Below are 23279 nucleotides of genomic sequence, written 5' to 3'. Positions count from 1 at the left end.
ATTATCCTAATTTAATATTATCTATTCCAACAAGTTTATTATAAATCCAATAAATAGTTAGTACTCCAACTAACAACATAGTTCCAAGAGCAGATGCAAACGCCCAGTCTAATGAACTCTTCATATGATAAGCAATTGTATTACTAATTAATGATCCACTGGCCCCACCTACTAATGCAGGAGTAATGTAATATCCTATAGCTAAAATAAATACCAATAGACATCCAGCACCAATTCCAGGAATGGTTAATGGAAAATAAATTTTAACAAAAGATACCAGTGGTGTTCCACCTAATGATTTTCCAGCTCTCATCAAGCTAGGTGATATAGTTTTCATAACACTATAAAGAGGTAAAACCATAAAAGGTAATAATATTTGGGTCATTGCAACAAAAGTCCCTATTACATTATACATTAATTCTGGCCTGTTATCATCGGCGGCTAAACCAATCCAAACAATTAAATCATTTATGGGTCCCTGTTGCTGAAGTAAAACCATCCAACTAGAAGTTCTAACTAACAATGAGGTCCAAAAAGGAAGTAAGACACAAATCATTAGTAAATTACTATATTTCATAGGTAGTGTTGCTAATAAATGTGAGATTGGATAAGCAAGAATAAAGCAGAATATGGTAACCCAAAAAGCTACATTTAACGTTCTTAGCCATAACGTTTTGTGTATTCTTCTATCTTCTGGAACTTGAATTATATTTCTATCTTGATCAAATTTTCTATCTACACCTTTTAAATATTTTGCATAAGACCAATTTGGAGCTGTATTTTTCAAAGCTACTAAATATTCACTTTGACCCCACCTTTTATGAACCTTGATAAACTGCTCTTTATAATTGCCCTCTTCGAATTTATTAATTTTTCTAACTGTTTTTTTTATTAAACTACTAAAACCACCTTTTTCATAATTTAATCTTGCTATAATTTTTCCGTAAGTTTTATTCTTTTTTAAATAAGATAAATCCTCGTAAATGCCTTTGTAAACTGGCTCGTCTGGTAAATCTTTGCCATCCCATTTTTCCATCGCAGCAAATGTCTTAGGAAGCATTTTAGTGATCATTCGATCATCAACACTTCTAAACAACATGTCTCCAATTGGAAATATATAAATTATTAAAATAAATAAAAATAATGGAGCAACGAGTGCAACAGCTTTAAGTTTATTTTTTCGTTCAGCTTTTTTTAAGCTAACCTCTAAAGGTAATCCGTCAGATGATAATATTTGTTCTTTGCTCATAATAAAAAAGGGCAGTTATAAATAACTGCCCTTTCAATATAGTATAAAATACTAATCTATAAAACTAAATTATAGACCAGCTTTCATAGCTTCCCATTTTTCACCAATTTCGTCTTGGTTATCTGCCCAAAACTCAGGGTTCATAAGGATGTATCTTTTTGTGTTAGCAGGTGCTGTTGGCATATGTGGTACCATGTTAGTCTTACCATCTTTAAACCAAGGCTCTCCAGCTTCCATAACTGCGATTGAAGATTTTCTCCAAGGCGCGTATGCAATGTACTTAGCACTTCCAGCTAAACCTTCTGAGCTAGTCATTTCTCTAAGTACTTTCATAGCTGAACCGTCAGCATAACCTGGACCGTCTTTAACTAATGCAAAGTATTCATAGTCAAGAATTTGTCCATCCCATACTTGTACAAGTGGAGTTCCTTCCATTTGTGCGTTAAAGAATCTACCATTCCAACCAGTAGCCATTACTACTTCACCATTAGCTAGTAGTTCTGGTGGTTGAGCTCCAGCATTCCAGAATACACATCCGCCATTTGGATCTTCACATAAAGCTTTAAGTTTGTTCATAGCTCTATCAATTCCACCATCAGCATCAAGTTTTCTGTAAGTTAAGTCAGAACCTTTACCAGGGTTTACACCGTCTGCAGTGATAGCAATTTCTAAATTAGACATTGCACCTTTGTAAAGAGCTCTCTTACCAGGGAACTTTTTAGTGTTAAAAAAATCTTTCAATGTGCTTGGTTTTTTGTCACCAATTGTTGCATCATTGTAAGCATAGTTCCAAGAGTACAGAATGTTTCCAACTGCACATTTTGAAGGCATGCTTGTAAAGAAGTCTTGACTTGCAGGTGTTCCATCTGGAGCAGGTGCAAAGTCTTTGTCAAAATCGAATTCATGGAAAATACCTTCGTCACATCCAACGATAGTATCTTTTGCGTACACATCGATAATGTCCCAAGTTATTTTTCCAGCTTCTTTTTGAGCTTTAATTTCTGATAATCCACCAGTGTAGTCTACCCAGTTTACAGGTATTCCAAGTTTCGCTGCTGTAGGATCACCGTAACCCAATTTTTGTGACTCTGTGTAAGCTCCACCCCAAGACACTACAGTTACTGCAAATGCTGAAGTTGTTACAGAAAGTACAAAAGAAAGAGCAAGTAATAATTTACTTATTTTTTTCATGTATTCTCCTATTTAACGTTAACGTTTTTATTTTATAAAGTGTTACTAAAACAATATAGAATAGCTTAGTCAACAGCTGATTAAGGCTAATTTGTCTTACTTTTATTGTGAATAATTTTTAGAGATTATTTCGGATCTAAAGCTCTACAATCAACACTATTCCAACCGATATTAATTTCTTTACCTGCTTTAATATCCATTCTGTTTGAGCTATTCGGAACTTTTAAAATAAATTGATCATTCCCTAATAGATCTACTCTTAATCTTGTATGATCACCGTGATATATTACTTCTTCGATCTTACCTTTGTGATTGTTATCCATTTTAGTTTCTGGATCAATCAATGCTCTTTCAGGTCTAAGAGATATTGTAGTTTTGTCTCCTTTTGCCTTTGCAACAATAGGATTTGCTAAAATTTCAGTTCCTGAATTTAATTTTACTTTACATTTATCTCCAGATACATCTGATACTTCACCTGCAAAAGTATTGTTCTCTCCAATAAACTCTGCAACAAAAGAATTAACAGGTCTTTCATATAATTCATCAGGGCTCGAGAGTTGTTGAACTTTTCCGTCATTAAAAACCGCAATTCTATTAGACATCGTCAAAGCTTCAGTTTGATCATGCGTAACATACACAACTGTTACACCAATACTTTCATGGATATGTTTAATTTCATATTGCATGCTCTCTCTTAAATTTTTGTCCAGAGCTCCTAAAGGTTCATCCATTAAAACCAATTGTGGATCAAATACTAATGATCTTGCAACAGCAACCCTTTGTTGTTGTCCGCCTGATAATTGCATGGGCATTCTAGATTCAAAACCTTGAAGAGATACCATTGATAATGCTTTATCAACTTTTTTGTCAGCTTCATCTTTTGGAATTTTTCTAACTCTTAATGGAAATGCTAAATTTTCATAAACAGTCATATGGGGAAACAAAGCGTAATTCTGAAATACCATTCCAATTCCTCTTTTGTGTGGAGGAATATCTGAAATAACTTTATTATCTAAATAAATTTGTCCGTTAGTTGGAGTTTCAAATCCAGCCAACATCATCAAACAAGTTGTTTTACCAGAACCAGAGGGTCCTAGCATTGTTACAAACTCTCCTTCAGCAATGTCTAAATCTAAACCCTTTACGACTAGTTGCTTACCATCATAACTTTTATCTACATTTTCAAATCTTACAAAATGATCATTAGCCATACTACTTTAAAACATTTGTTAGATTGATAATCAAGTAATTTATTTAATATGTAATTCTTTACTCATATTACAAAATAATTCACTTCCTGTTTCTGTGACTCTAATGGCCTCAGATGCTTCAACTCCCCAGTCACCAAATTGCATTACTGCAATCATATGAAAACAAACATTAGGCTCTAATACTGTCATATCCCCTTTATATATATTAAGTGTGTGTTCTCCCCAGTCAGGTGGATACCCAATTCCAATTGAATAACCAGTTCTTGATTTTTTATCGATACCGTATTTGTCTAATACTTTCCAAAAAGCTTGAGCAACATCATCTGCATTATTTCCAGGTTTTACTGCACTAATTCCTGTTTCTAACGCCTCAATAGTTTTCTTCATTGTATCGATTTTTAGCTGATCAGGTTTACCTAGTAATACTGTCCTAGCCATAGGGGCATGATATCTTTTATAAACTCCAGATAATTCGATAATAGTAGCTTCTCCTTCCACAAACTTATCTTGTGTAGCGGTTAAATGTGAAGCTGAAGTTCCTTTTCCAGTAGGAAGTAAAGTTGCAATACTAGAATACTCTCCACCAAACTCCTCTGTTCCATAGAATAATGATTTTTGAATTTCACCTACTGCATCGCACTGTCTTACTCCTGGGTTTATTACATCTATTGCAGTTTTCATTGCCTTTTGAGAAATTAAAGCTGCAGATTTCATGTATCCAATTTCAGCATCTGATTTTACTAATCTTGCCCAGTTAACAAGTCTATCGCTATCTACAACTTTAGCATTTGGAAGGCCTTGCTTAATTTTTTCATGACAAAAAGCCGTGTAATAATGAGCATCCATTTCAACACCAACAGAAAGCTTATCCCACTTTCTATCTTTTATTATTTCTACTAGATAATCGTAAGGATGTTTTGGCCATGTATGAATATAATTTTCATCGTAAACAATAATATTTTCATCTTTTAAATATGTTTTAATATAAGCTCCACCAGAGTCTTGTGCTCTTACAAAGCATAATGGCTCCTCAGCATTAACGTGAACAATTGCGCATTGAGCATAATAAAAGGACCAAGCATCATAACCAGTTAAATAATTTAAATTATTTGTATCATGTGAAATCAATAGCTCGATGCCTTTTTCTTGCATCATCTTTTGAACTTTTTTTAATCTTCGTTGATATTCTTCTTTTGTAAAATCCATATTTCTAATTCTTAAATAATTTTCCAAAACCTTCAATTGAATTTTTTTTTCCAATTGATTGTAAGGTATCCCAAATTAATACTTGATTACTTGAAAGAACAACTTTGTTTAATTTTTTCTCAAGTTTATCGATAATGGAAAGTGCTGGTAAAGCGGTACAAGAAATAAAGAGAGCATCTGCGTCACCTAAATCCATTTTTGATAAAGTTTCATATAGGTAATCTTCATCAACTTTACCTATATCCAAGTCATTTAGAATATCAAAATAAGCATTTGAAGAAATCTCAAAATTTTCACCTTTAAAATATTCAATCACTTGATCGTTTAAAACTTTTGAATACGGAGTAAAGATTGCAATTTTTTTAACATTCATTTTTTTTAAAGCATTAATTGCTGCCGTACTTGGTGTGGTAACTTCAGCCTCAGGTTTTGCTAAATTAATTTTCTTTTTAATATTCTCATAACCTGCTGCAATAGTTCCCGAAGTACATCCATAAACAACACAGTCTAGTTTTTCATTTGGTAAAATATCTTTTGATATTTCTGTAACAGTGCCAGACATTTTAATTAAATTTTCACTTGTTAACGGAAAATAACAATGAATTCTGTTAACAAAAAAATCTATATTTTGATCTTTAATGACGCTAATAAAGTCTTTTTCTATTCTAAAATCTGTGGCTAACGCAATTAATCCTACTCTTGGGTTTGAAAGTTCCGCATATTTTGGTTCAATTTTTACAGAGTGCATAATTTTTAAAACAAATATAACATCGACTCCTAAATATTCATCAAAATTAAGGAGAAATTAATGAAGGTTGGTTTTATTGGTTTAGGTAATGTTGGGGGGAAATTAGCAGGGAGTTTGTTAAGAAATAACTTTGATTTGACAGTTAGGGATTTAGATAAAATTCTTACTCAATCATTCCAAAACTCAGGTGCAAAAGTTGCAAACTCTGCAAAAGAACTTGCTGAACAAGTTGATTTAATTATCACATGCTTACCTTCTCCTGAAATTTGTGCTGAGGTCATGGAGGCAGACGATGGAGTGATCAGTGGATTGTCAGAAAATAAAATTTGGTTGGAAATGAGTACGACAGATGAAGCTGAAATTAAAAGAATTGGCAAAAAAATAATTGAAAAAAAAGCTATTCCTTTAGATGGACCAGTAAGTGGAGGATGTCATAGAGCTGCCACAGGGAATATTGCAATATTTGTTGGTGGTGAAAGAAATGCATTTGATAAAATTTTACCTGCATTAGCTGTAATGGGTAGAAAAGTTTTGCACACTGGTGAATTAGGTAGCGCAACAGTTTTAAAAGTTATTACAAATTACCTTGCATCTGTTCATTTAGTTGCTTTGGGTGAAGCTTGGACAGTTGCTAAAAAATCAAATTTAGATCTTGCTAAAGCTTATAAAGGGATTGCAGTGTCATCAGGAAATTCTTTTGTTCATGAAACAGAGAGTCAAGTTATACTAAATGGTTCTTATAATATAAATTTTACTATGGATTTAGTTTTAAAGGATACAGGTTTATTTGATGATCTTGCAAAAAAGTTAGGTACTTCTCTAGAAATTTCTCCAAAAGTTGTTGAAATTTTTAAAGATGGTCAAAAAAAATATGGTTCAAGAGCTTGGTCTTCAATGATTGTTAAAAGAATGGAAGATCTTAATAACATAGATTTTAGAGCTAATGGATTTCCAGAGGAACTTACTGATAATGAGCCTGAAGAAAAAGGATATGAAATATAATAATTATGTTAAGTTAAGATCAAATGTTAGATAAAAAAAAATTCTACATCGATGGAGAATGGGTAAACCCATATAAAAAAAATGATTGTGAGGTTATCAATCCTTGTAATGAAGATCCGTTTGCAATTATTTCTTTAGGCTCAAAAGAAGATACTGATATAGCTGTTAAAGCAGCAAAAACTGCTTTTAAAAGTTGGAAAGAAACTACTAAGGAAGAACGAATAGAATATTTAGAAAAATTACTTTCAATCTATAAAAAAAGATTTGGGGAAATGGCAAAAGCTATTTCTTTAGAGATGGGAGCACCGATGGATTGGTCAACAGATGTCCAAACTGCATCGGGTCAAGCTCACTTAGAAGATTTTATTTTAAGATTAAAAGATTTTAAATTTGATAAACACTTTGATGAAAAATCAAATAACCATATTTATTATGAACCTATTGGAATTTGTGGATTAATTACTCCATGGAATTGGCCAATAAATCAAATAGCGCTTAAAGTGATACCAGCGTTTGCTACAGGCTGTACAATGATTTTAAAACCGTCTGAAATTGCACCTGTTTCAGGGATGTTATTTGCTGAAATGATAGACGAAGTAGGCTTTCCAAAAGGTGTGTTTAATTTAGTTAATGGAGATGGAGTTGGAGTTGGGTCACAGTTATCTAGTCATCCTGATATTGATATGGTTTCGTTTACAGGTTCTACAAGAGCTGGCAGATTAATTTCAAAAAATGCAGCAGACACAATTAAAAGAGTATGTCTTGAGCTTGGTGGCAAGGGTGGAAATATTGTTTTTGCAGATAGTTATAAAAATGCAGTAAGAGATGGTATTCGAAATGTTATGAGTAACTCTGGTCAATCATGTGATGCACCAACAAGAATGTTAGTTGAAAAATCAATTTATGAAAGAGCGGTTAAAGATGCTGTAGATGAAGCAAATAAAATTTATGTTGATCAAGCTTCAAAAAAAGGAGATCATATTGGTCCTGTAATTTCAAAAACTCAATATGATAAAATTATTAGTTTAATTGAAAGTGGAATTTCAGAGGGCGCTACATTAGCAGCTGGTGGACCTGAATTACCTAATGGGTTAAATAAAGGTTATTTTATTAAACCAACAATATTCACAGATGTCACAAATGAAATGAGAATAGCTAAAGAGGAGATCTTTGGTCCAGTACTATCAATTATTCCATTTGATACAGAAGAAGAAGCTATTAATATTGTTAATGATACATCTTATGGTTTAGGAAATTATTTACAAACTGAAGATAAGATAAAAGCTCACCGAGTTGCACAAAAATTAAGATCAGGATGTGTATATATAAATGGCAATGCAGCTGATGCCGGAACTCCATTTGGAGGGTATAGGCAATCTGGAAATGGTCGTGAAGGTGGAGTGTGGGGACTTGAAGAATATCTTGAAGTTAAAACAGTCACTGGCTGGAAGTAATTTATGATTGGCTTTGTAATGGTTGGCACTAACAATCTTGATAAAGCAACTAAATTTTATGACACTCTACTTGATACAATTGAATTACAAAGAGTTGTAACAAATGAAAAATATGCTGGCTTTGCTTCAATAGAAAAGCCTGATGAAATTGAATTCTATGTCACTAATCCAGCAAATAAAGATAAAGCAACTTTTGGAAATGGAACTCAAATATCTTTTTTAGTTAGCTCAAAAGATTTAGTGAATAATTTTTATAACACTGGAATAAAACTAGGTGGAAAAGATGAGGGAGCTCCTGGAATAAGATCAGGTGATTATTATTGCTATTTTAGAGATCTTGATGGAAATAAAATTTGTGCATTTTATAAAATAAATAATTAAGATGCATCTAATACATAGGGGAATAGTAAACAAACGATTTAAAGAAAATCTTCTAAGCTCATTTAAGCAGTCATTTAAAAAAGGTTTTGGGATAGAAACAGATATACATGCAACAAAAGATAATGAATTTATATGTTTTCATGACTTTACATTAAAAAGAATCTTTAAAAAAAATTTAAGTATTAAAAATTTAAATTATTCAAAGATTAATGAAATCAGCGCAAAACTTAGTAAACCAATTCCTCTGTTAAAAAATCTACTTAAGGCCTCAAACAAACATGCTCTTTTTATTGAAATTAAACCACTTTTATCAAAATCACTTATAAAAAGACTTTTAAAAGAAACATCAAAATATACGAAATGTGTATTTATCTCTTTTAAACATGAAAATATTTTTAACTTATTAAGTATTAAGAAAAATACTAAAGTTGGTCTTTCTTTTTGTCCACCCACAAGTGTAAAAAAAATAATAGAAAAATCCAAAAACCCAAAAATTAATTGTTTAATTTTAGACAAATCATATCTAAAGAATGAAAAAATTCAAAAATTAAAAATTGAAAAATATTATTACACAATAAAAACAAAATCTGAATTTAATAAATTTAAGAAAAATAATAATTTAATATTTGAAAATCTATAAAATTACTTTTTTAAATAATTTAATCTTCCTATAATTTCATCTCGATCCATATAATAACCCTGCAAATGTCTATGTCCTGAATTTGGATCAAATTCGGTTCTTCCATGTAAAAGTCTTCTATTGTTAAATGAGAATATATCACCTGGCTCTAATCTAAAATTAATTTGATATTTTTCATGATGTAAAAGGTTTCCAAATCGATGATGTGCTTTATAAACTTTTTCCATTATATCAGGATTACAATCTAGTGTGTCCATGGTAGCAACACTAAATCTAATATCGTTATAATCTCCATCTTTAGTTAAGGTAATTGCAGGAGAATGAAAACTTCTATAAGCTTCTTGTGTATAATCTTTATCTTTAAATTTTAGTGGCACTGAAACCAAAGTATCAAATATTTCTTTTTCATTCTTTCTCAAATAATCTGCAACGGCGAAAGCATCTACTGCTGAAGAGTTTCCACCTTTAGCAGAATTTATTAGGCAATGTAAAAATTGGTAACCTGGAGGATTTTCAAACCATGGAAGATCCATATGATTTCTCAACGCATGTGCTGTGTAGGCTGAATTATTTGGTTTTAGAATATTAATTACTTCAAATGGAGTTTTAAAAAAAGTTTCTCGTGTATGACTAATTCTATTTAAAACCTTAAAAGCAGAATTTTGTTCTGTTGGTGCATTTTTAACAATTGCTATTCCTGTATAATGTAAAAGTTCTAACCATTTTACCAATCCATCTTCTGAATTAATTATTTCATCATGATCTATTTCAATTGATTTTAAATTATTCTGTAATGAATTATCCCAAAGCTTGTATGGTGAAACATATGTAATTTTATTTTTTATTGTGTAGCAATTTTCTCTTAGCCATAAAGGATCATATGAACTTTTGTGATCACCTTCACTCCATTCTATTTCTAAAATTCCTTTATTGTTAACATTATAATTTTTTGGCCTTATATCTGTTGAAACATTTAAGATGTTAAACATTCTATGGCGTGAATCTTTATCGTGTACAGATGGACAATTGTCTCTTAACCATAAATAATTAAACTTACTTTCTTCTCCATCATCCCAAATAACTTTTAAATGGTCGGAATTTTCCTCTAGTTTTGAAATTGAGCTCATGAGCAATCATTATATATAAAGGGTGAAAATTCAATTCAATTTATAGTTGTAAAAAAGATTCATTGCTTGTGTTTCGGCCTCATTCATTATTAAATCTTAATATTAAAACTTAACCTAAGGAGATAATTTAATGAAGTTTTTGAAAAAATTAGTTCTTTCTGCTTTCTTCGTATCATCATTATTAGCAACTAGTGCTAATGCGGGTGACTGCAAAGCAAGATTGGGAGATTTTGACTGGAGTAGTGCAAATATTCATACTGCAATTACTACTTTCATACTTGAAAAAGGATATGGATGTGAAGTTTCTGTAACTAAAGGAAGTACTACACCTATTATGGCTGCTCACTATGATGGTCAACTAGATGTGATTACTGAAGTTTGGTATGACAATATTATTGCAAATTATGAACCTCACGAAGCAGCAGGTACTATCAAAAATATTGGTGTTAACACTCCTGACTCTCAGCAAGCTTTTTACGTAGATAAAACTACTGCTGATAAATATAATTTAAAATCAGTTGAAGACATGAAAGATCCAAAAATAGCTGCGTTATTTAAAGATCCTGAAAACCCTTCAAAAGGTAGAATGACTAGCTGTATTTCAGGTTGGACTTGTTACACAGTAAACTTAGTAAAACAAAAAGAGTATGGTCTAGATGCTTTCTATACAAACTTTGACCCAGGTTCTGGTGGCGCATTAGATGCTGCTATCGCTGGTGCTTTTGCTAAGAAAAAACCTATCTTTACTTACTACTGGGCACCTACTGGCTTAATGGGTAAAGTTGATCTAGTTAGATTAACAGAACCTAAGTTTGTCAAAAAGTGTTGGGATGATATGTCTGTTGTTGTTGAAAAAATCAAAGCAGAAGGACCAGAAGCATATACAAAATCTTGTGCATGTGAGTATAGAGATATGGCATTAACTAAATCTGTATTAACTAAATGGGCCGCTGCTCATCCTGCAGAAACTAAGTTCTTATCTGAGTACTCAATTCCTACTGCTACAGTTAATAAAATGTTGGCCTTCTACGAAGATGAGTCAGATGGTGATATGGAATTAACTGCTAAAGAATACTTAAAATCAGAAACAGCTTGGACTTCTTGGGTTCCTGCTGATGTTGCTAAAAAAGTAAAAGCAGCACTTTAATTTTAAGATAAAATAATTTGAAAGAGCCCTTTGGGGCTCTTTCTTTGAAATTAAAAAATCAACCATATGTTCAAAGATAAAAAAAATTTATTTAACCTAGGATTGTTAGGAATTTTTATATGGTTATTAATTACAAGTTACAGTTCATCAAAAAGAAAACCTGAAACTATAGGAGAATTGTTTAAAGATTTTTCGTGGTTAAGTGATTGGCCTAAATGGTTAGATTTACCACTGATGCCATGGATTAATAAGATGTTTAAAGCACTTAATGAAAATTATGGTTTTATTTTTGAAGCAATAAACAACGTGTTACTTGCAATGCTGATGGGGTTAAAGAATTTTTTAGTTCAAGCTCCATGGCCTTTAGTTATTATTGGTGTTGTAATACTTGCTTACTTTGCAAGTGGAAAAAAAATTAAAACAACAGTTGCAGTAGGTTTTTGTACATTTTTTATAGGATTTTTACACCCAAGATTTTGGGATAAAGCAATTGAGACAACATCTATTATGTTAATAAGCATATTCTTATGTCTTATTATTGGTGTTCCAATCGGAATATGGATGTCTAGAGCTAATAGAGTTAGAGAAAAAATTCTTCCCATATTAGATTTAATGCAAACAATACCGGCTTTTGTGTATTTGATACCAGGAATAATGTTATTTGGGTTAGGTGCAGTCCCAGCAATTATTGCAACTTTTATTTATGCAGTTCCTCCATTGGTTAGATTAACAGACCTAGGTATTAGATTGGTTGACACAGAAGTAACTGAGGCAGCAGATGCTTTTGGTGCTTCAAAAAAACAAAAATTATGGGGAGTTCAAATTCCATTAGCACTACCTAATATTATGCAGGGTATTAACCAATGTACAATGATGGCATTATCTATGGTGGTTATAGCGTCAATGATTGGAACTAGAGGTTTGGGCGATGAAGTTCTGCTAGGACTTCAACAATTGAATGTAGGTAGAGCTGCAGAAGCAGGAATAGCAATTGTACTATTGGCAATTGTACTTGATAGAATTACTCAATCTTATGGAGAGACTCTTCAAGAGAGAAATGCTCCAACTAAGAAAGAAAATAAATAATGTCAAAAATAGAAATAAATAATATTTATAAAATTTTTGGTAATAAACCAGATTCAATAATGCCCATGGTTAAAGATGGGGCTACAAAAGATGAAGTTTTAGAGGAGACGGGTCATACTGTTGGGCTAGATAATGTTTCTTTAAAAATTGAAGAAGGTGAAACTTTTGTTTGCATGGGATTATCAGGTTCTGGAAAATCAACGCTTATCAGACATTTAAATAGATTGATCGATCCGACTGCTGGTGAAATTCTAATTGATGATGAAAATGTTATGAGTTTTAATCCTGAACAATTAATAGATTTTAGAAGACACAAGATGAGTATGGTCTTTCAAAGATTTGGGTTATTTCCACATAAAACAGTAATGCAAAATGTTGGTTATGGTTTAGAAATGCAAGGAAAATCTGAAGAAGAAAGAGATAAAGTTGCTATGGAAAAAATTGAAGCAGTTGGACTTAATGGTTTTGAAAACCAGTTTCCAAATCAATTATCTGGAGGAATGCAGCAACGTGTTGGTCTAGCTAGAGCGTTAGCTACTAATTCAGATATCATGTTGATGGATGAAGCATTTAGTGCGCTAGATCCACTTATTAGAAGTGACATGCAAAAACAATTAATTGATCTTCAATCAGAATTAAAAAAAACAATTGTATTTATTACTCATGATCTTGATGAGTCCTTAAGATTAGGCGATCACATTGGAATTTTAAATGCAGGAAAACTAGTTCAAGTTGGAACACCTGTTGATATTATCATGAAACCTGCAGATGATTATGTAAAAGCTTTTGTTAAAGATGTTAATAGAGCGAAGGTTATTAAAGCAAAAATTATCATGACAGATATTAACGAGACAAATGGTATTGATAAATCAAATTTAGTCAGAGTTAATGAAGATCAGTTTATAGAGGAATTTTTACCCCAAATAGTTTGTACCAACGCTAATTGTGAGGTAGTTGATAAAAGTGGAAACACTAAAGGCTATATCACTAATAAAGAATTACAGTCCTCATTAACAAAATCATAATTAATGGTTAACCAATCATTAAAAAATAAAAAAATCATTATATCTGCAGGAGCATCAGGAATAGGTTTAGCAACAGCAAAAGTTTGTCTTGCAAGAGGGGCAATAGTTTATCTTTGTGATATTGATAGTAAATCTATCAATAAGTTAAATAAACACTCTTTAAGAAATAAAAGATTATTTGCATACCTTTGTGATGCATCCAATGAATATCAAGTTTCAGATTTTTTTGAAAAAGTAAAAAAGAAAACAAAAAAAATTGATGCTTTAATTAATAATGTAGGCATTGCGGGGCCAACTGGATCACTTGAAAAACTTAAGTCCAAAGACTGGGAAAATACTTTACATGTGGATGTGAACAGCCATTTTTATTTTACAAAAAAAACTATCCCTTTACTTAAAAAATCTAAAAACGGTTCAATAATCAATATTTCATCGACTGCTGGCATACTTGGTTTTCCACTTCGATCTCCTTATGCAGCAAGTAAATGGGCAATTATTGGAGTTACAAAAACCTTAGCCATGGAACTTGGTAAATTTAATATTAGAGTTAATGCTGTATGTCCTGGAACAATTAAGGGAGACAGAATGAAAAGAGTTATAAAAGATAAGGCAAAATTTACTAAAGTTTCAACAAAAGTAATTGAAAAAGATTTTGTTTCAATGAGTTCAATGAAAAAATGGATATTGGAAGAAGACATTGGAAAGATGTGTTCTTTTCTAATTTCAGATGACTCTAGTAAAGTTTCTGGCCAAGTAATCTCTGTTGATGGTCATACTGAGAGAAATGATTAATCTATCTTAATTTTTTTTCGTATTTCTTTCTTAATTTTTGTAGTTCAACCAAATATTCATCTCTAATATTTGAAATTTTACTAACTGATTTTCCTTTAGATTGTTTTTTTGTTCCCTGAACCAATCTATCAATTAATTTATTAGATAAAGTTGGAGCTTTTAATTTTGTCCATGGAAGTTTTAAAGCAGGTCCAAACTGTTCTAACATATGTCTCATTCCGGCTTTTCCTCCGGCTAAATGAAAAGTTAGAAAGGTTCCCATCAATGACCATCTTAATCCTGGACCATCTTCAATTGCTCTATCTAATTCCTCTGTAGTTGCATGACCTTCATTAATAATGTGAAGCCCTTCTCTCCATAAAGCTTCTTGCAATCTATCAGATAAATAACCAGGTAATTCATGTTTAACCATTATTGGGTTCATAGAAATTGTTTTGTAAAATTTTTTTGCCAAATTTAAATTTTTTCTTGAAGTTTTTTTTCCTGGAACAATTTCTACAGCAGGCAATAAATAAACTGGATTAAAAGGATGTCCAATCATAGCTCTTTCAGGATTTTTACATTTAGAATAAATTCTTGTTGGTAATAATCCTGATGAACTTGATGAAATAATTGCATTTGATTTTGCATATTTTCCAATGGCGCTCATCAACTTAGTTTTTAAAGCATAATTTTCACTTGCACATTCTTGAATAAGATCTGCATCTTTGAGTGCCTCCTCAATAGAGGTAAAATATTTAAAATTTTTAAGATTAAGTGTTTTTTTATTAAAAAGTTTTTTTACATGTGGCCAAGTTCTTTTAATCTCAGCTATTAAATTTTTTTTTAATTTAATATCTATATCGTAAGCATGAACAATTTTGTTATGGGCTAAGCATCGAATAATCCAACCAGCCCCAATTACTCCTGTTCCAATTACTGCAACTTTTTTGATTTGAGCCATTACTTGTGTTTAACAAGCTTTAATTTTTCTCTAGTTTCTACTGGTGTCATTGGCGTATAGCCAATTTCATCAATAATTCTTATCGCTTTTTCAACTAATTGAGCATTTGTAGCAAGCTTACCTTTTGATAAATATAAATTATCCTCTAACCCAACTCTTGGATTGCCTCCCATTAAAACTGTTTGAGCAACAAATGGCATTTCATTTTTTGAAATTGCAAAACCTGACCACACACCTTCTTTAGGCATTATATCTTTCATTGCTTGCATTGCCAAAGTAGTTGCAGGTGCACCCCAAGGTATTCCTAAACACATTTGAAACATTGGTGGATCACTTAATAATCCTTCTTTATATAACTGAGCTCCAAACCACATATTACCCAAATCAAAGGCTTCTATTTCTGGTTTAACATTGATTTCTTTTAATTTTTTTGCTGCTTTTCTTAAATCATTTGGGGTATTCACAGTAATAGTTGAGCCATCGCCAAAATTTAGAGTTCCCGCATCTAGTGTACAAATCTCTGGAAGAAATTGTTCAGCGTTTGCAATTCTTTCCATAACGTTTGCCATATCTGTCATTGGTCCAAAATCTAAAGGATTGTCACCTTGGCCTATGTCAAGATCACCTCCCATGCCTGTAGTCAAATTTATAATTACATCAGTGTCACTTGATCGAACTCTATCAACAACTTCTTTATATAATTCTAATCTTCTACTTGGAGTACCATCTTCTTCTCTTACATGAATATGTGCTATTGCAGCCCCTGCTTTTGCAGCCTCAATTGAAGCTGTTGCAATTTGTTTTGGAGTTTTTGGTAAATCTGGGTGTTTACTAGCAGTATCACCTGAGCCAGTTACTGCACATGATATAAAAACCTTATTGCTCATAATTTATAATTTAAATATAGTTTAATTTAGTAAAAATGGAAATAACAGAATTACAGAAAGATTTAGCAGCCGCTTTTAGATGGACTGCAAGATTAAATATGAACGAAGGTGTAGCTAATCATTTTAGTGCATGTGTTCCAGGTTCCACAACTGATTTTTATGTGAATAGAGCTGGTATTCATTTTAGCCAAATTAAAGCTAGTGACTTAATATTAGTGACAAAAGAAAACATTAATGATTTAAAAAATGAACCTAATTTGATTGATCCTACTGCAATCAATATTCATGGAACTATCCATCAAAAAGTTCCGCATGCAAAATGCATTTTTCATGTGCATTCAAAATATGCAACAGCTTTATCAACTTTAAAAGATCCTATCATGAAACCCATAGATCAAAATACAATGATATTTTATAATAGAGTTTCTGTTTTTAATGAGTTTGGAGGATTAGGATTTGAAGACGAGTCTATCAAAATGGCTAATGCACTTGGTAACAAACAGCACATTTTATTAGCCAATCATGGAATTATTACAACTGGTGAAACAATTGCAGAAGGCTTTAATTATTTATATTATTTTGAAAAAGCAGCAGAGACTTATTTAACTGCTTTATCTACTAATAAAGAATTAAATATTGTTAGTGATGAAGTTGCTGAAAAAACAGCTCAAGAAACTGCTGATTATCCAATTAATTTAGCAAAGTTACATCTTGAACAAATAAGATTAATTTTAGATAAAGAGGAACCAGAATATAAAAACTAAATGTCAGTACATATAGCAAATCAAATAATCAAAAAAGAGTGGACGGACTATAACAACCACATGAACATGGCCTATTATGTAATGGTTTTTGATCAAATTTGGGAAAACATGCTGGAAAAATTTAAGATGGGTGAGAATTCCGCAAAAACTAATAAGCGTAGCACTATGGTTGTGGAAACTCGTACAACTTACAATAATGAAGTTAAACAAGGTGAAGAAGTAGAAATTAATCTTACTTTTTTTGACCATGATAAGAAAAGACTACATTTTAAAATGGAAATGATTGAAAAAAATTCTAGAAAACTATCTGCAACTCTTGAGTCCTTGTCGTTATATATCGATTTAGACAAAAGAAAAGTAACAGAATTTGAAGATGATAAAGTCAAACTTATGGATAGTTTTATTGAAGAAAATAAATCAATATTTAAAAATGATGATTTAGTAATTAATGGAAAATTAAAAAAATAATGGAAATTAAATTATTATCAGGAGCTTTAGGTGCAGAAATCAAAGGTATTGATTTGACTGATGTTTCAAATGAAAATTTCAAAAAAATTAATGATTTACTTTTAGAACATAAAGTAATTTTTTTTAGAGACCAACCAATTACAAAAGATCAACAGGTAGCTCTTGCAGAAAAATTTGGGCCTCTTGAAACTCATGCTTATGTTAAAGGCTTAGAAAATTATCCAGAAATTGTAAGAATCATAAAGGGTAAAGAAGAAAAAAACCAATGGGGTGAGAATTGGCATAGCGATGTGAGTTATAATGTTAAGCCAACTAAAGCTGTAATATTAAGATCATTAAAAATTCCTCCTGTGGGAGGAGATACTTGTTTTTCTAATATGGAATTAGCTTGGGAAACATTGGATCCAAAAATTCAAGATAAAATTAAAAATAAAAAAGCTATTCATAGCTCACTTGGAGCAGAGTTTTTTATTGATAATTACAAGTACATGGAAGGCAATGAAAAAAGAAACTATGACTCTTATTCTAACGAACACCCAATTGTTAGAACTCATCCAGAAACAGGCAAAAAAATTCTTTATGTTAATTGGACTTACACAAAACAAATTATTGGTATGGATAAAGAAGAAAGTGATCAGATATTAAAAGAAATATTTGAACATCAAGCAAGACTGGATTTGACATGTAGATTTAGCTGGACTGAAGATACTGTTGCTATCTGGGATAATAGAAGTGTTATTCATTATGCAATAGCAGATTTTTTTCCTGGAAGAGGTTTAGGTTACGAAAGAATAATGGATCGTATTGCAATTGAAGGTGACCACCCTCAATAGTCTAAATGCAAATTGTAGATAAAATAATATCAAATTTCATAAATAATAAATCTCTTTACATTGGTGAAAAAGTTACAATGTCGCAACACATGATACAAACAGCAATGCTAGCTGAAAAAGCAAAATGCAATGATGACTTGATATGCTCTTGTTTATTGCACGATTATGGTCACTTTATTTTAGAAAACCCAGATGAGTTGGTTAAACTAAATGTAGACGGACAGCATGAAAACATAGGTTATGAGTATTTAAAAAATTTTTTTAAAAAAGAGATATTAGAGCCGATAAAATATCATGTTTTAGCAAAACGATATTTAGCCAATGATAAAAAATATTTTGATCTTTTATCAGAAGCTTCCAAAACAAGCTTAAAACTTCAAGGTGGAGCATTAAATTCTAGGGAGTGTAATAAATTTGAAGCTCAGAAATATTTTAAACCTTCAATACTTCTTAGAAAGTTTGATGAAGCAGCAAAAAGAACTGACCTTCAAATGAAATCTATTCATGACTATAAAAAATTGCTAACGTCCAAACTTATATGAAATTTGATTATCTAATTATTGGAGCTGGTTCCGCTGGGTGTGTGCTTGCCAATCGATTATCAGAAAATAGTCAAAACAATGTAGCAGTTTTTGAAGCTGGTAAACCAAGTGATATTTGGAAAGTTAACATGCCACTTGCAATTTTATATACAATGCATGATCCAAAATATAATTATAAATATTATTCAGAGCCAGAACCTCATCTACATAATAGAAATCTTTTTTGTCCAAGAGGAAAAATGATTGGAGGTTGCTCAGCTCATAATGGAATGGTTTATGTAAGAGGTAATCCAAATGACTATCAGAGATGGGCTTCATTTGGATTAAAAGACTGGTCTTATGAAAAAGTCCTACCCTTCTTTAAAAAAATAGAAACTTGGTCTGAAGGTGAAAACGAATATCGTGGTGGAAATGGAATTCTCCCAGTAAATCAATCTAAAAATAAAAATCCATTATTTAAAGCATTCGTCAATTCAGCAGGAGAAGCTGGATACAAAATTAATGATGATATGAATGGTAAAGATCAAGAAGGCTTTGGGATGTATGATGTAACTATCCACAAAGGTGAAAGGGCTAGTGTTTCAAAATATTATCTAAATCCAGCTAAAAAAAGAAAAAATTTAAAAGTTTTTACTGATGCTTTTGTTGAAAAAATTATTTTTGATGGAAAAAAAGCAATTGGTATTGAAGTAAAAATTAAAAACAAAATAGAAAAAATTTATGCAAATAAAGAAGTAATCCTTAGTGGTGGTGCAATAAATTCTCCTCAATTACTAATGCTCTCAGGAGTTGGACCAAGTGAACATCTTAAAGATAAAGGTATAGAGGTAGTTCATAATTTAGAAGGTGTTGGTAGAAATTTACAAGATCATTTAGAAACATATGTTCAGCAAGAATGTAAAACTTCAGATACTTTGTACTCGTATGTGAACAAACTAAATATGATAAGAATAGGTATTCAATGGTTTTTATCTAGAACTGGTCCCTGCTCTACTTCCTTTTTAGAGGCGGGTGGTTTTTGCAAATCTTCTCCTGAAAGAGAATACCCAAATATACAATTTCATTTTTTTCCTGCTTTTGTAATAGATCACGGGTTGGTTGATCCTGACCGTCATGGTTATCAACTTCATGCTAGCCCTAATCATCCAAAAAGCAGGGGGCATATCACTTTAAATAGTTCTAACCCTTATGATTATCCAAAGATTCAATTTAATTATTTAGAACATGAGGATGATCTCAAACAAACAATAGAATGTATTCATGTGGCAAGAAACATTCTGGGTCAAAAATCATTAAAACCTTTTGCAGGAAAAGAAACTGGACCTGGAGAACATGTTCAAACAGATGCATTATTTGAAGAATATATAAGATCTAAGGCAGAAACAGCTTATCATCCATCATGTACTTTAAAAATGGGTACAGACGATATGTCGGTCGTAGATGAAAAGTTAAAAGTTCATGGATTAGGAAATTTAAGAGTAGTTGACGCATCAGTTATGCCTGAAATTACAAGCGGAAATCTTAATGCACCTACATTGATGATTGCAGAAAGAGCATCAAATTTCATCCTAAATTCATGACAACATCACAAAGTAACTCTCAAGGTATCCTATTTATTTTGATGGGAATGGCTTTGTTTTCAATTCAGGATGCTTTAATTAAATTTATATATGAAGATGCAGCCTTGTACGAATTATACTTTGGCAGAACCTTTGTTGCATTAATTTTGCTAGTTGGATATTTGAAATTTTCAAAGCAAAAAATAATATTAAAAACTCATTATCCTTTTTTAACAATTGTAAGAGTTATTTGTTTCTTTTTTGGGTTTAGTTTTTTTTATATTTCCCTAACATATATGTCTCTTGCAATGGCAAATGCTTTATTTTTCTCAAGCCCTTTCTTTGTTTCAATATTGGCAACAATTTTTTTAAAAGAAAAGGTTGGGATAAGAAGATGGTCAGCAATTTTTATAGGTTTTTTAGGAGTTTATATAGTTTTAAATCCTAATTTTAATGATTTTGATTATATGAAGTTAGCTCCTGTTGCATGCGCACTTTGTTACTCAATATCGATGACAATTACGAAAATTACGTCAAATAAAGATAATGTATTTACACAAATGATACATTTATATTTTGGTGCACTTTTAATAAGTATTTTATTTTATATTTACACGGGTGATGGACAAATTAATAATTTTAATAATCCTACTTTTCAATTTATTTTTAGAGAATGGTTTTCAAATCCATCCTATGCTTGGCCATATATTGTGGCAATGGGTTTTATTGGGGCTTTTGCATTTTACTTTGTTTTTAATGCATACAGTATAGCCTCTCCTTCAGTTGTTTCACTTTATGAATATTCATTGATAATTTGGTCAATTTTAACAGGGTTTATTCTGTTTAATAATATTCCAACATCTAGAACTTTTATTGGAGTTTCAATAATAATTGGAGCTGGAATTTATATTTATTTTAGAGAAAAAGTTAAAGATCAAATGATTGTTACAGATTCTCCAAATAGATAATGAAGAGTTATATTCCAACTATTAATATTTCACCCTTACTTAATTCAAATTTTAATTCTTTGATGGCAAAAAACACTATTAAAAAAATAGAGAAGGCTTGTATTGATATTGGTTTTTTTCAAGTTATTGGACATGGAATAGATATTAAAGAAATCAATAATGTTTGCAAAATAGGTAATAAATTTTTTAACTCATCTGATGATAATAAAAATAAGTTAGCACCAAAAAAATGGATCAAAAAAAATAAAAATATTTATAGGGGTTATTTTCCAAATAGTGTTAATGGTAAAGAAGGTTTAGATCTAGGTGATCTTCAGATTAAACCTCACAATTTAAAAAAATATAAATCTAGATATATTGAATATCTAGATTTGACCAAATCCTTTAATAAGCCTTCTATTGCAAGTTTATCAAATTATTATGATAATATTTTTTCTTTAAGTGAAATATTGTTTAAAGGGATAATTAAGCTTTATAAAAAAAATATGAAGATTAGCAATCAAGCTTTTTCAAGAAAAAAAACTCTTAGCACATTAAGATTTAATTATTATCCCAATCAAACAAAACCTGTAGAAATTTCAAAACAAGATGGTGTTGCACTTGGATGTGAAACACATGTTGATAGTGGAGTTTTTACAGTTCTTTATCAAGATAAAAAAGGTGGTCTTCAAGTTCAAAATAGAAATAACAAAAAATGGTACGATGTGCCATTTAACAAAAAAGCACTTATTATAAATACTGGTTTGGCTTTGGAGTATTTAAGTAAAGGAAAGTTTAAAGCAACAAATCATAGAGTGTTGTGGAATAAAAGTACGAGATTATCTGTTCCCTTTTTTTTTGAACCATCTCATGACTTTAAAATGAATATAAATTTTTTAAATTCGAAAAAATATTCAAAAAAAGGACAGATATACGAAAAATTTTTGAATCAATCTTTAAAAAAATTTATCGAATATCAACGTTAATATATTTTAAATCATTGAATATTTATAATTACATTTTATAAACAACTATAAAAATTTAAATGTCTAAAATATTTGATTTATTCATAATAGGTGGTGGTATAAACGGAGCTGGTATAGCTAGAGACGCTGCAGGAAGAGGTTTATCAGTTTGCTTAGCTGACAAAGGGGAGATTGGTGGAGCTACATCATCTTGGTCGACAAAATTAATTCATGGTGGTCTTCGTTATTTAGAAAATTATGAATTTAAATTAGTAAGTGAGTCTCTGAGGGAAAGAGAAATTGTGTATAAGATTGCTAAACCTATTTCAAAACCTATTCCTTTTATTATCCCTTATGTTGATAAAATTAGACCAGCATGGTTGATTAAAATTGGTTTATTTTTATATGATAACTTAGGTGGTAAAAGTAATATACCAAAATCGAAAACATTGAATCTTAGAAAAAAGTTTCCAAATATTCTTCAAGAAAAATATAAAACTGGTTTTCAATATTTTGATATTCAAATTGATGATAAAAAATTAACAAAGTTGAATGTTAAAGATGCAAAAAGAAATAAAACTAAAATCCTCTATATCCTTTTGCCCAACTTTCAAACTCTAACATGCAATCCTGTGTTAGTTTTAATTTGAATTTTCTTTTATCGTTTGGATCATTAATTTTTAACATATATTTTTTTTTAATAGCGAGATTTATAAATTTAAAAATTGTTGGTCTTGAACCAAATCCTCTAGGAATATCCTCTATTAATTGCTCAATATTTAAATTTTCTTTATTGTACATTTTTTCAAGTGTCCAAAACCAAATAAATATCAAAATAATATGTGATCTAAAAAATTTTATACTTGGATATTTTGAGTTAGAATTTTCAAAATCGTTTTTTATAAATGTTATAAATTTTTTATAATCCATTGTCTGTCTTGATTAAATAATCTTTAATTGTAGTCCCTTGATTTAAAAGTCAGCACTACCAGACTTTGTTATAAAAATTAATATTAACAATTTTTATTAAAATATTTAAGTAAACATTTTTAATATAAATTTTTTATCAATTAGTTTTAATTTTTTTACGTTTAAAACCAACATATTTTGGA

The 23279-nt window shown here is 30.7% G+C and carries 25 protein-coding genes; 16 read left to right on the top strand and 9 right to left on the bottom strand.

The genetic code is table 11. The features are described from left to right. Position 1 precedes the first annotated feature (1 nt). The 5 genes from ACIJYC_RS01575 to ACIJYC_RS01555 all read right to left on the bottom strand — a co-directional run bounded on the left by ACIJYC_RS01575 (position 2) and on the right by ACIJYC_RS01555 (position 5605). Entirely contained in the window at positions 2–1249 is a 1248-nt protein-coding gene (locus ACIJYC_RS01575; RefSeq protein ID WP_435167034.1) for an ABC transporter permease, read from the bottom strand. 69 nt (positions 1250–1318) lie between these two features. Beyond that, complete coding sequence (locus tag ACIJYC_RS01570; protein ID WP_435117194.1) at positions 1319–2440, bottom strand: extracellular solute-binding protein; 1122 nt, start codon at positions 2438–2440, stop codon at positions 1319–1321. 125 nt (positions 2441–2565) lie between these two features. Then, on the bottom strand, positions 2566–3651 hold the full coding sequence (locus tag ACIJYC_RS01565) for an ABC transporter ATP-binding protein (protein ID WP_435167032.1): 1086 nt from the start codon (positions 3649–3651) through the stop codon (positions 2566–2568). Positions 3652–3690: 39 nt separating this feature from the next. Next, positions 3691–4857, bottom strand: coding sequence for a M24 family metallopeptidase (locus ACIJYC_RS01560; protein ID WP_435167029.1), 1167 nt, complete (start codon positions 4855–4857; stop codon positions 3691–3693). Positions 4858–4861: 4 nt separating this feature from the next. Further along, positions 4862–5605 (bottom strand): maleate cis-trans isomerase family protein, encoded by a 744-nt coding sequence (locus ACIJYC_RS01555; protein WP_435167026.1) that lies wholly within the window; start codon positions 5603–5605, stop codon positions 4862–4864. Positions 5606–5665: 60 nt separating this feature from the next. On the opposite strand from ACIJYC_RS01555, the gene ACIJYC_RS01550 reads away from it, so the two are divergent. The 4 genes from ACIJYC_RS01550 to ACIJYC_RS01535 are packed head-to-tail and all read left to right on the top strand — an operon-like array spanning position 5666 to position 9082. Continuing rightward, entirely contained in the window at positions 5666–6607 is a 942-nt protein-coding gene (locus ACIJYC_RS01550) for an NAD(P)-dependent oxidoreductase (protein WP_435088710.1), read from the top strand. Between the two features lie 23 nt (positions 6608–6630). Then, positions 6631–8061, top strand: coding sequence for an aldehyde dehydrogenase family protein (locus tag ACIJYC_RS01545; RefSeq protein ID WP_435167023.1), 1431 nt, complete (start codon positions 6631–6633; stop codon positions 8059–8061). 3 nt (positions 8062–8064) lie between these two features. Further along, a complete protein-coding gene (locus ACIJYC_RS01540; protein WP_435167020.1) occupies positions 8065–8442 on the top strand; it encodes a VOC family protein in 378 nt (125 codons plus the stop codon). 1 nt (position 8443) lies between these two features. Continuing rightward, a complete protein-coding gene (locus ACIJYC_RS01535; protein ID WP_435167017.1) occupies positions 8444–9082 on the top strand; it encodes a glycerophosphodiester phosphodiesterase family protein in 639 nt (212 codons plus the stop codon). A gap of 2 nt (positions 9083–9084) precedes the next feature. Here ACIJYC_RS01535 and ACIJYC_RS01530 read toward each other — a convergent pair whose 3' ends face one another. Next, entirely contained in the window at positions 9085–10209 is a 1125-nt protein-coding gene (locus tag ACIJYC_RS01530; RefSeq protein ID WP_435167015.1) for a TauD/TfdA family dioxygenase, read from the bottom strand. A gap of 130 nt (positions 10210–10339) precedes the next feature. Here ACIJYC_RS01530 and ACIJYC_RS01525 point away from each other — a divergent pair, with 130 nt between their 5' ends. From ACIJYC_RS01525 to ACIJYC_RS01510, 4 genes are all read left to right on the top strand, one after another. Then, a complete protein-coding gene (locus ACIJYC_RS01525; protein WP_435167013.1) occupies positions 10340–11356 on the top strand; it encodes a glycine betaine ABC transporter substrate-binding protein in 1017 nt (338 codons plus the stop codon). A gap of 234 nt (positions 11357–11590) precedes the next feature. After that, complete coding sequence (locus ACIJYC_RS01520; protein ID WP_435168073.1) at positions 11591–12442, top strand: ABC transporter permease; 852 nt, start codon at positions 11591–11593, stop codon at positions 12440–12442. Next, on the top strand, positions 12442–13467 hold the full coding sequence (locus ACIJYC_RS01515) for a quaternary amine ABC transporter ATP-binding protein (RefSeq protein WP_435167011.1): 1026 nt from the start codon (positions 12442–12444) through the stop codon (positions 13465–13467). The genes ACIJYC_RS01520 and ACIJYC_RS01515 overlap by 1 nt, the downstream gene beginning before the upstream one ends. A 3-nt stretch (positions 13468–13470) precedes the next feature. Then, positions 13471–14259: an SDR family oxidoreductase gene (locus tag ACIJYC_RS01510; RefSeq protein ID WP_435167008.1), complete on the top strand. Its 789-nt coding sequence runs from the start codon at positions 13471–13473 to the stop codon at positions 14257–14259. 1 nt (position 14260) lies between these two features. On the opposite strand, the gene ACIJYC_RS01505 is transcribed toward ACIJYC_RS01510, so the two are convergent. Together ACIJYC_RS01505 and ACIJYC_RS01500 are read right to left on the bottom strand one after the other, a co-directional pair. Further along, positions 14261–15202 (bottom strand): 3-hydroxyacyl-CoA dehydrogenase NAD-binding domain-containing protein, encoded by a 942-nt coding sequence (locus tag ACIJYC_RS01505; protein ID WP_435167006.1) that lies wholly within the window; start codon positions 15200–15202, stop codon positions 14261–14263. Next, positions 15202–16089 carry a 3-keto-5-aminohexanoate cleavage protein gene (locus ACIJYC_RS01500; protein WP_435167004.1) on the bottom strand — a complete coding sequence of 296 codons (888 nt, stop codon included), beginning with the start codon at positions 16087–16089 and terminating at the stop codon, positions 15202–15204. Before ACIJYC_RS01500 ends, ACIJYC_RS01505 begins: the two co-directional genes overlap by 1 nt. Before the next feature lie 35 nt (positions 16090–16124). Here ACIJYC_RS01500 and ACIJYC_RS01495 point away from each other — a divergent pair, with 35 nt between their 5' ends. From ACIJYC_RS01495 to ACIJYC_RS01460, 8 genes are read left to right on the top strand one after another with little or no spacing between them, the layout of a single operon-like run. Next, complete coding sequence (locus ACIJYC_RS01495) at positions 16125–16853, top strand: class II aldolase/adducin family protein (RefSeq protein WP_435167002.1); 729 nt, start codon at positions 16125–16127, stop codon at positions 16851–16853. Beyond that, the gene (locus tag ACIJYC_RS01490) at positions 16854–17321 is read left to right on the top strand and encodes a thioesterase family protein (RefSeq protein ID WP_435167000.1); all 468 of its coding nucleotides are present in this window, start codon (positions 16854–16856) and stop codon (positions 17319–17321) included. It abuts the gene before it with no gap. Further along, positions 17321–18154, top strand: a complete 834-nt coding sequence (locus ACIJYC_RS01485) for a TauD/TfdA dioxygenase family protein (RefSeq protein ID WP_435166998.1) — start codon at positions 17321–17323, stop codon at positions 18152–18154. Before ACIJYC_RS01490 ends, ACIJYC_RS01485 begins: the two co-directional genes overlap by 1 nt. A 5-nt stretch (positions 18155–18159) precedes the next feature. Further along, positions 18160–18696: an HD domain-containing protein gene (locus ACIJYC_RS01480; protein WP_435166996.1), complete on the top strand. Its 537-nt coding sequence runs from the start codon at positions 18160–18162 to the stop codon at positions 18694–18696. Further along, entirely contained in the window at positions 18693–20276 is a 1584-nt protein-coding gene (locus ACIJYC_RS01475) for a choline dehydrogenase (protein WP_435166994.1), read from the top strand. Before ACIJYC_RS01480 ends, ACIJYC_RS01475 begins: the two co-directional genes overlap by 4 nt. Further along, entirely contained in the window at positions 20273–21223 is a 951-nt protein-coding gene (locus tag ACIJYC_RS01470; RefSeq protein ID WP_435166992.1) for a DMT family transporter, read from the top strand. The genes ACIJYC_RS01475 and ACIJYC_RS01470 overlap by 4 nt, the downstream gene beginning before the upstream one ends. Then, a complete protein-coding gene (locus ACIJYC_RS01465; protein ID WP_435166990.1) occupies positions 21223–22188 on the top strand; it encodes a 2OG-Fe(II) oxygenase family protein in 966 nt (321 codons plus the stop codon). Before ACIJYC_RS01470 ends, ACIJYC_RS01465 begins: the two co-directional genes overlap by 1 nt. 59 nt (positions 22189–22247) lie before the next feature. Next, positions 22248–22817 (top strand): FAD-dependent oxidoreductase, encoded by a 570-nt coding sequence (locus ACIJYC_RS01460; RefSeq protein ID WP_435166988.1) that lies wholly within the window; start codon positions 22248–22250, stop codon positions 22815–22817. Here ACIJYC_RS01460 and ACIJYC_RS01455 read toward each other — a convergent pair. Further along, complete coding sequence (locus ACIJYC_RS01455) at positions 22747–23097, bottom strand: hypothetical protein (RefSeq protein ID WP_435166986.1); 351 nt, start codon at positions 23095–23097, stop codon at positions 22747–22749. The genes ACIJYC_RS01460 and ACIJYC_RS01455 overlap by 71 nt on opposite strands. Positions 23098–23279 lie beyond the last annotated feature (182 nt).

This window comes from Candidatus Pelagibacter bacterium nBUS_28, from assembly GCF_051200915.1.
In the GTDB taxonomy this organism is placed as follows: Bacteria; Pseudomonadota; Alphaproteobacteria; order Pelagibacterales; family Pelagibacteraceae; genus Pelagibacter.
Note: the sequence above shows the minus strand (reverse complement) of the source record. Positions and strands in the feature narration are given on the sequence as shown.

What these genes read in the sequence shown, in the direction of transcription:
- ACIJYC_RS01575 (WP_435167034.1), bottom strand. Translation starts at nt 1,249, where the DNA reads ATGAGCAAAGAACAAATATTATCATCTGACGGATTACCTTTAGAGGTT.
- ACIJYC_RS01570 (WP_435117194.1), bottom strand. Translation starts at nt 2,440, where the DNA reads ATGAAAAAAATAAGTAAATTATTACTTGCTCTTTCTTTTGTACTTTCT.
- ACIJYC_RS01565 (WP_435167032.1), bottom strand. Translation starts at nt 3,651, where the DNA reads ATGGCTAATGATCATTTTGTAAGATTTGAAAATGTAGATAAAAGTTAT.
- ACIJYC_RS01560 (WP_435167029.1), bottom strand. Translation starts at nt 4,857, where the DNA reads ATGGATTTTACAAAAGAAGAATATCAACGAAGATTAAAAAAAGTTCAA.
- ACIJYC_RS01555 (WP_435167026.1), bottom strand. Translation starts at nt 5,605, where the DNA reads ATGCACTCTGTAAAAATTGAACCAAAATATGCGGAACTTTCAAACCCA.
- ACIJYC_RS01550 (WP_435088710.1), top strand. Translation starts at nt 5,666, where the DNA reads ATGAAGGTTGGTTTTATTGGTTTAGGTAATGTTGGGGGGAAATTAGCA.
- ACIJYC_RS01545 (WP_435167023.1), top strand. Translation starts at nt 6,631, where the DNA reads ATGTTAGATAAAAAAAAATTCTACATCGATGGAGAATGGGTAAACCCA.
- ACIJYC_RS01540 (WP_435167020.1), top strand. Translation starts at nt 8,065, where the DNA reads ATGATTGGCTTTGTAATGGTTGGCACTAACAATCTTGATAAAGCAACT.
- ACIJYC_RS01535 (WP_435167017.1), top strand. Translation starts at nt 8,444, where the DNA reads ATGCATCTAATACATAGGGGAATAGTAAACAAACGATTTAAAGAAAAT.
- ACIJYC_RS01530 (WP_435167015.1), bottom strand. Translation starts at nt 10,209, where the DNA reads ATGAGCTCAATTTCAAAACTAGAGGAAAATTCCGACCATTTAAAAGTT.
- ACIJYC_RS01525 (WP_435167013.1), top strand. Translation starts at nt 10,340, where the DNA reads ATGAAGTTTTTGAAAAAATTAGTTCTTTCTGCTTTCTTCGTATCATCA.
- ACIJYC_RS01520 (WP_435168073.1), top strand. Translation starts at nt 11,591, where the DNA reads ATGCCATGGATTAATAAGATGTTTAAAGCACTTAATGAAAATTATGGT.
- ACIJYC_RS01515 (WP_435167011.1), top strand. Translation starts at nt 12,442, where the DNA reads ATGTCAAAAATAGAAATAAATAATATTTATAAAATTTTTGGTAATAAA.
- ACIJYC_RS01510 (WP_435167008.1), top strand. Translation starts at nt 13,471, where the DNA reads ATGGTTAACCAATCATTAAAAAATAAAAAAATCATTATATCTGCAGGA.
- ACIJYC_RS01505 (WP_435167006.1), bottom strand. Translation starts at nt 15,202, where the DNA reads ATGGCTCAAATCAAAAAAGTTGCAGTAATTGGAACAGGAGTAATTGGG.
- ACIJYC_RS01500 (WP_435167004.1), bottom strand. Translation starts at nt 16,089, where the DNA reads ATGAGCAATAAGGTTTTTATATCATGTGCAGTAACTGGCTCAGGTGAT.
- ACIJYC_RS01495 (WP_435167002.1), top strand. Translation starts at nt 16,125, where the DNA reads ATGGAAATAACAGAATTACAGAAAGATTTAGCAGCCGCTTTTAGATGG.
- ACIJYC_RS01490 (WP_435167000.1), top strand. Translation starts at nt 16,854, where the DNA reads ATGTCAGTACATATAGCAAATCAAATAATCAAAAAAGAGTGGACGGAC.
- ACIJYC_RS01485 (WP_435166998.1), top strand. Translation starts at nt 17,321, where the DNA reads ATGGAAATTAAATTATTATCAGGAGCTTTAGGTGCAGAAATCAAAGGT.
- ACIJYC_RS01480 (WP_435166996.1), top strand. Translation starts at nt 18,160, where the DNA reads ATGCAAATTGTAGATAAAATAATATCAAATTTCATAAATAATAAATCT.
- ACIJYC_RS01475 (WP_435166994.1), top strand. Translation starts at nt 18,693, where the DNA reads ATGAAATTTGATTATCTAATTATTGGAGCTGGTTCCGCTGGGTGTGTG.
- ACIJYC_RS01470 (WP_435166992.1), top strand. Translation starts at nt 20,273, where the DNA reads ATGACAACATCACAAAGTAACTCTCAAGGTATCCTATTTATTTTGATG.
- ACIJYC_RS01465 (WP_435166990.1), top strand. Translation starts at nt 21,223, where the DNA reads ATGAAGAGTTATATTCCAACTATTAATATTTCACCCTTACTTAATTCA.
- ACIJYC_RS01460 (WP_435166988.1), top strand. Translation starts at nt 22,248, where the DNA reads ATGTCTAAAATATTTGATTTATTCATAATAGGTGGTGGTATAAACGGA.
- ACIJYC_RS01455 (WP_435166986.1), bottom strand. Translation starts at nt 23,097, where the DNA reads ATGGATTATAAAAAATTTATAACATTTATAAAAAACGATTTTGAAAAT.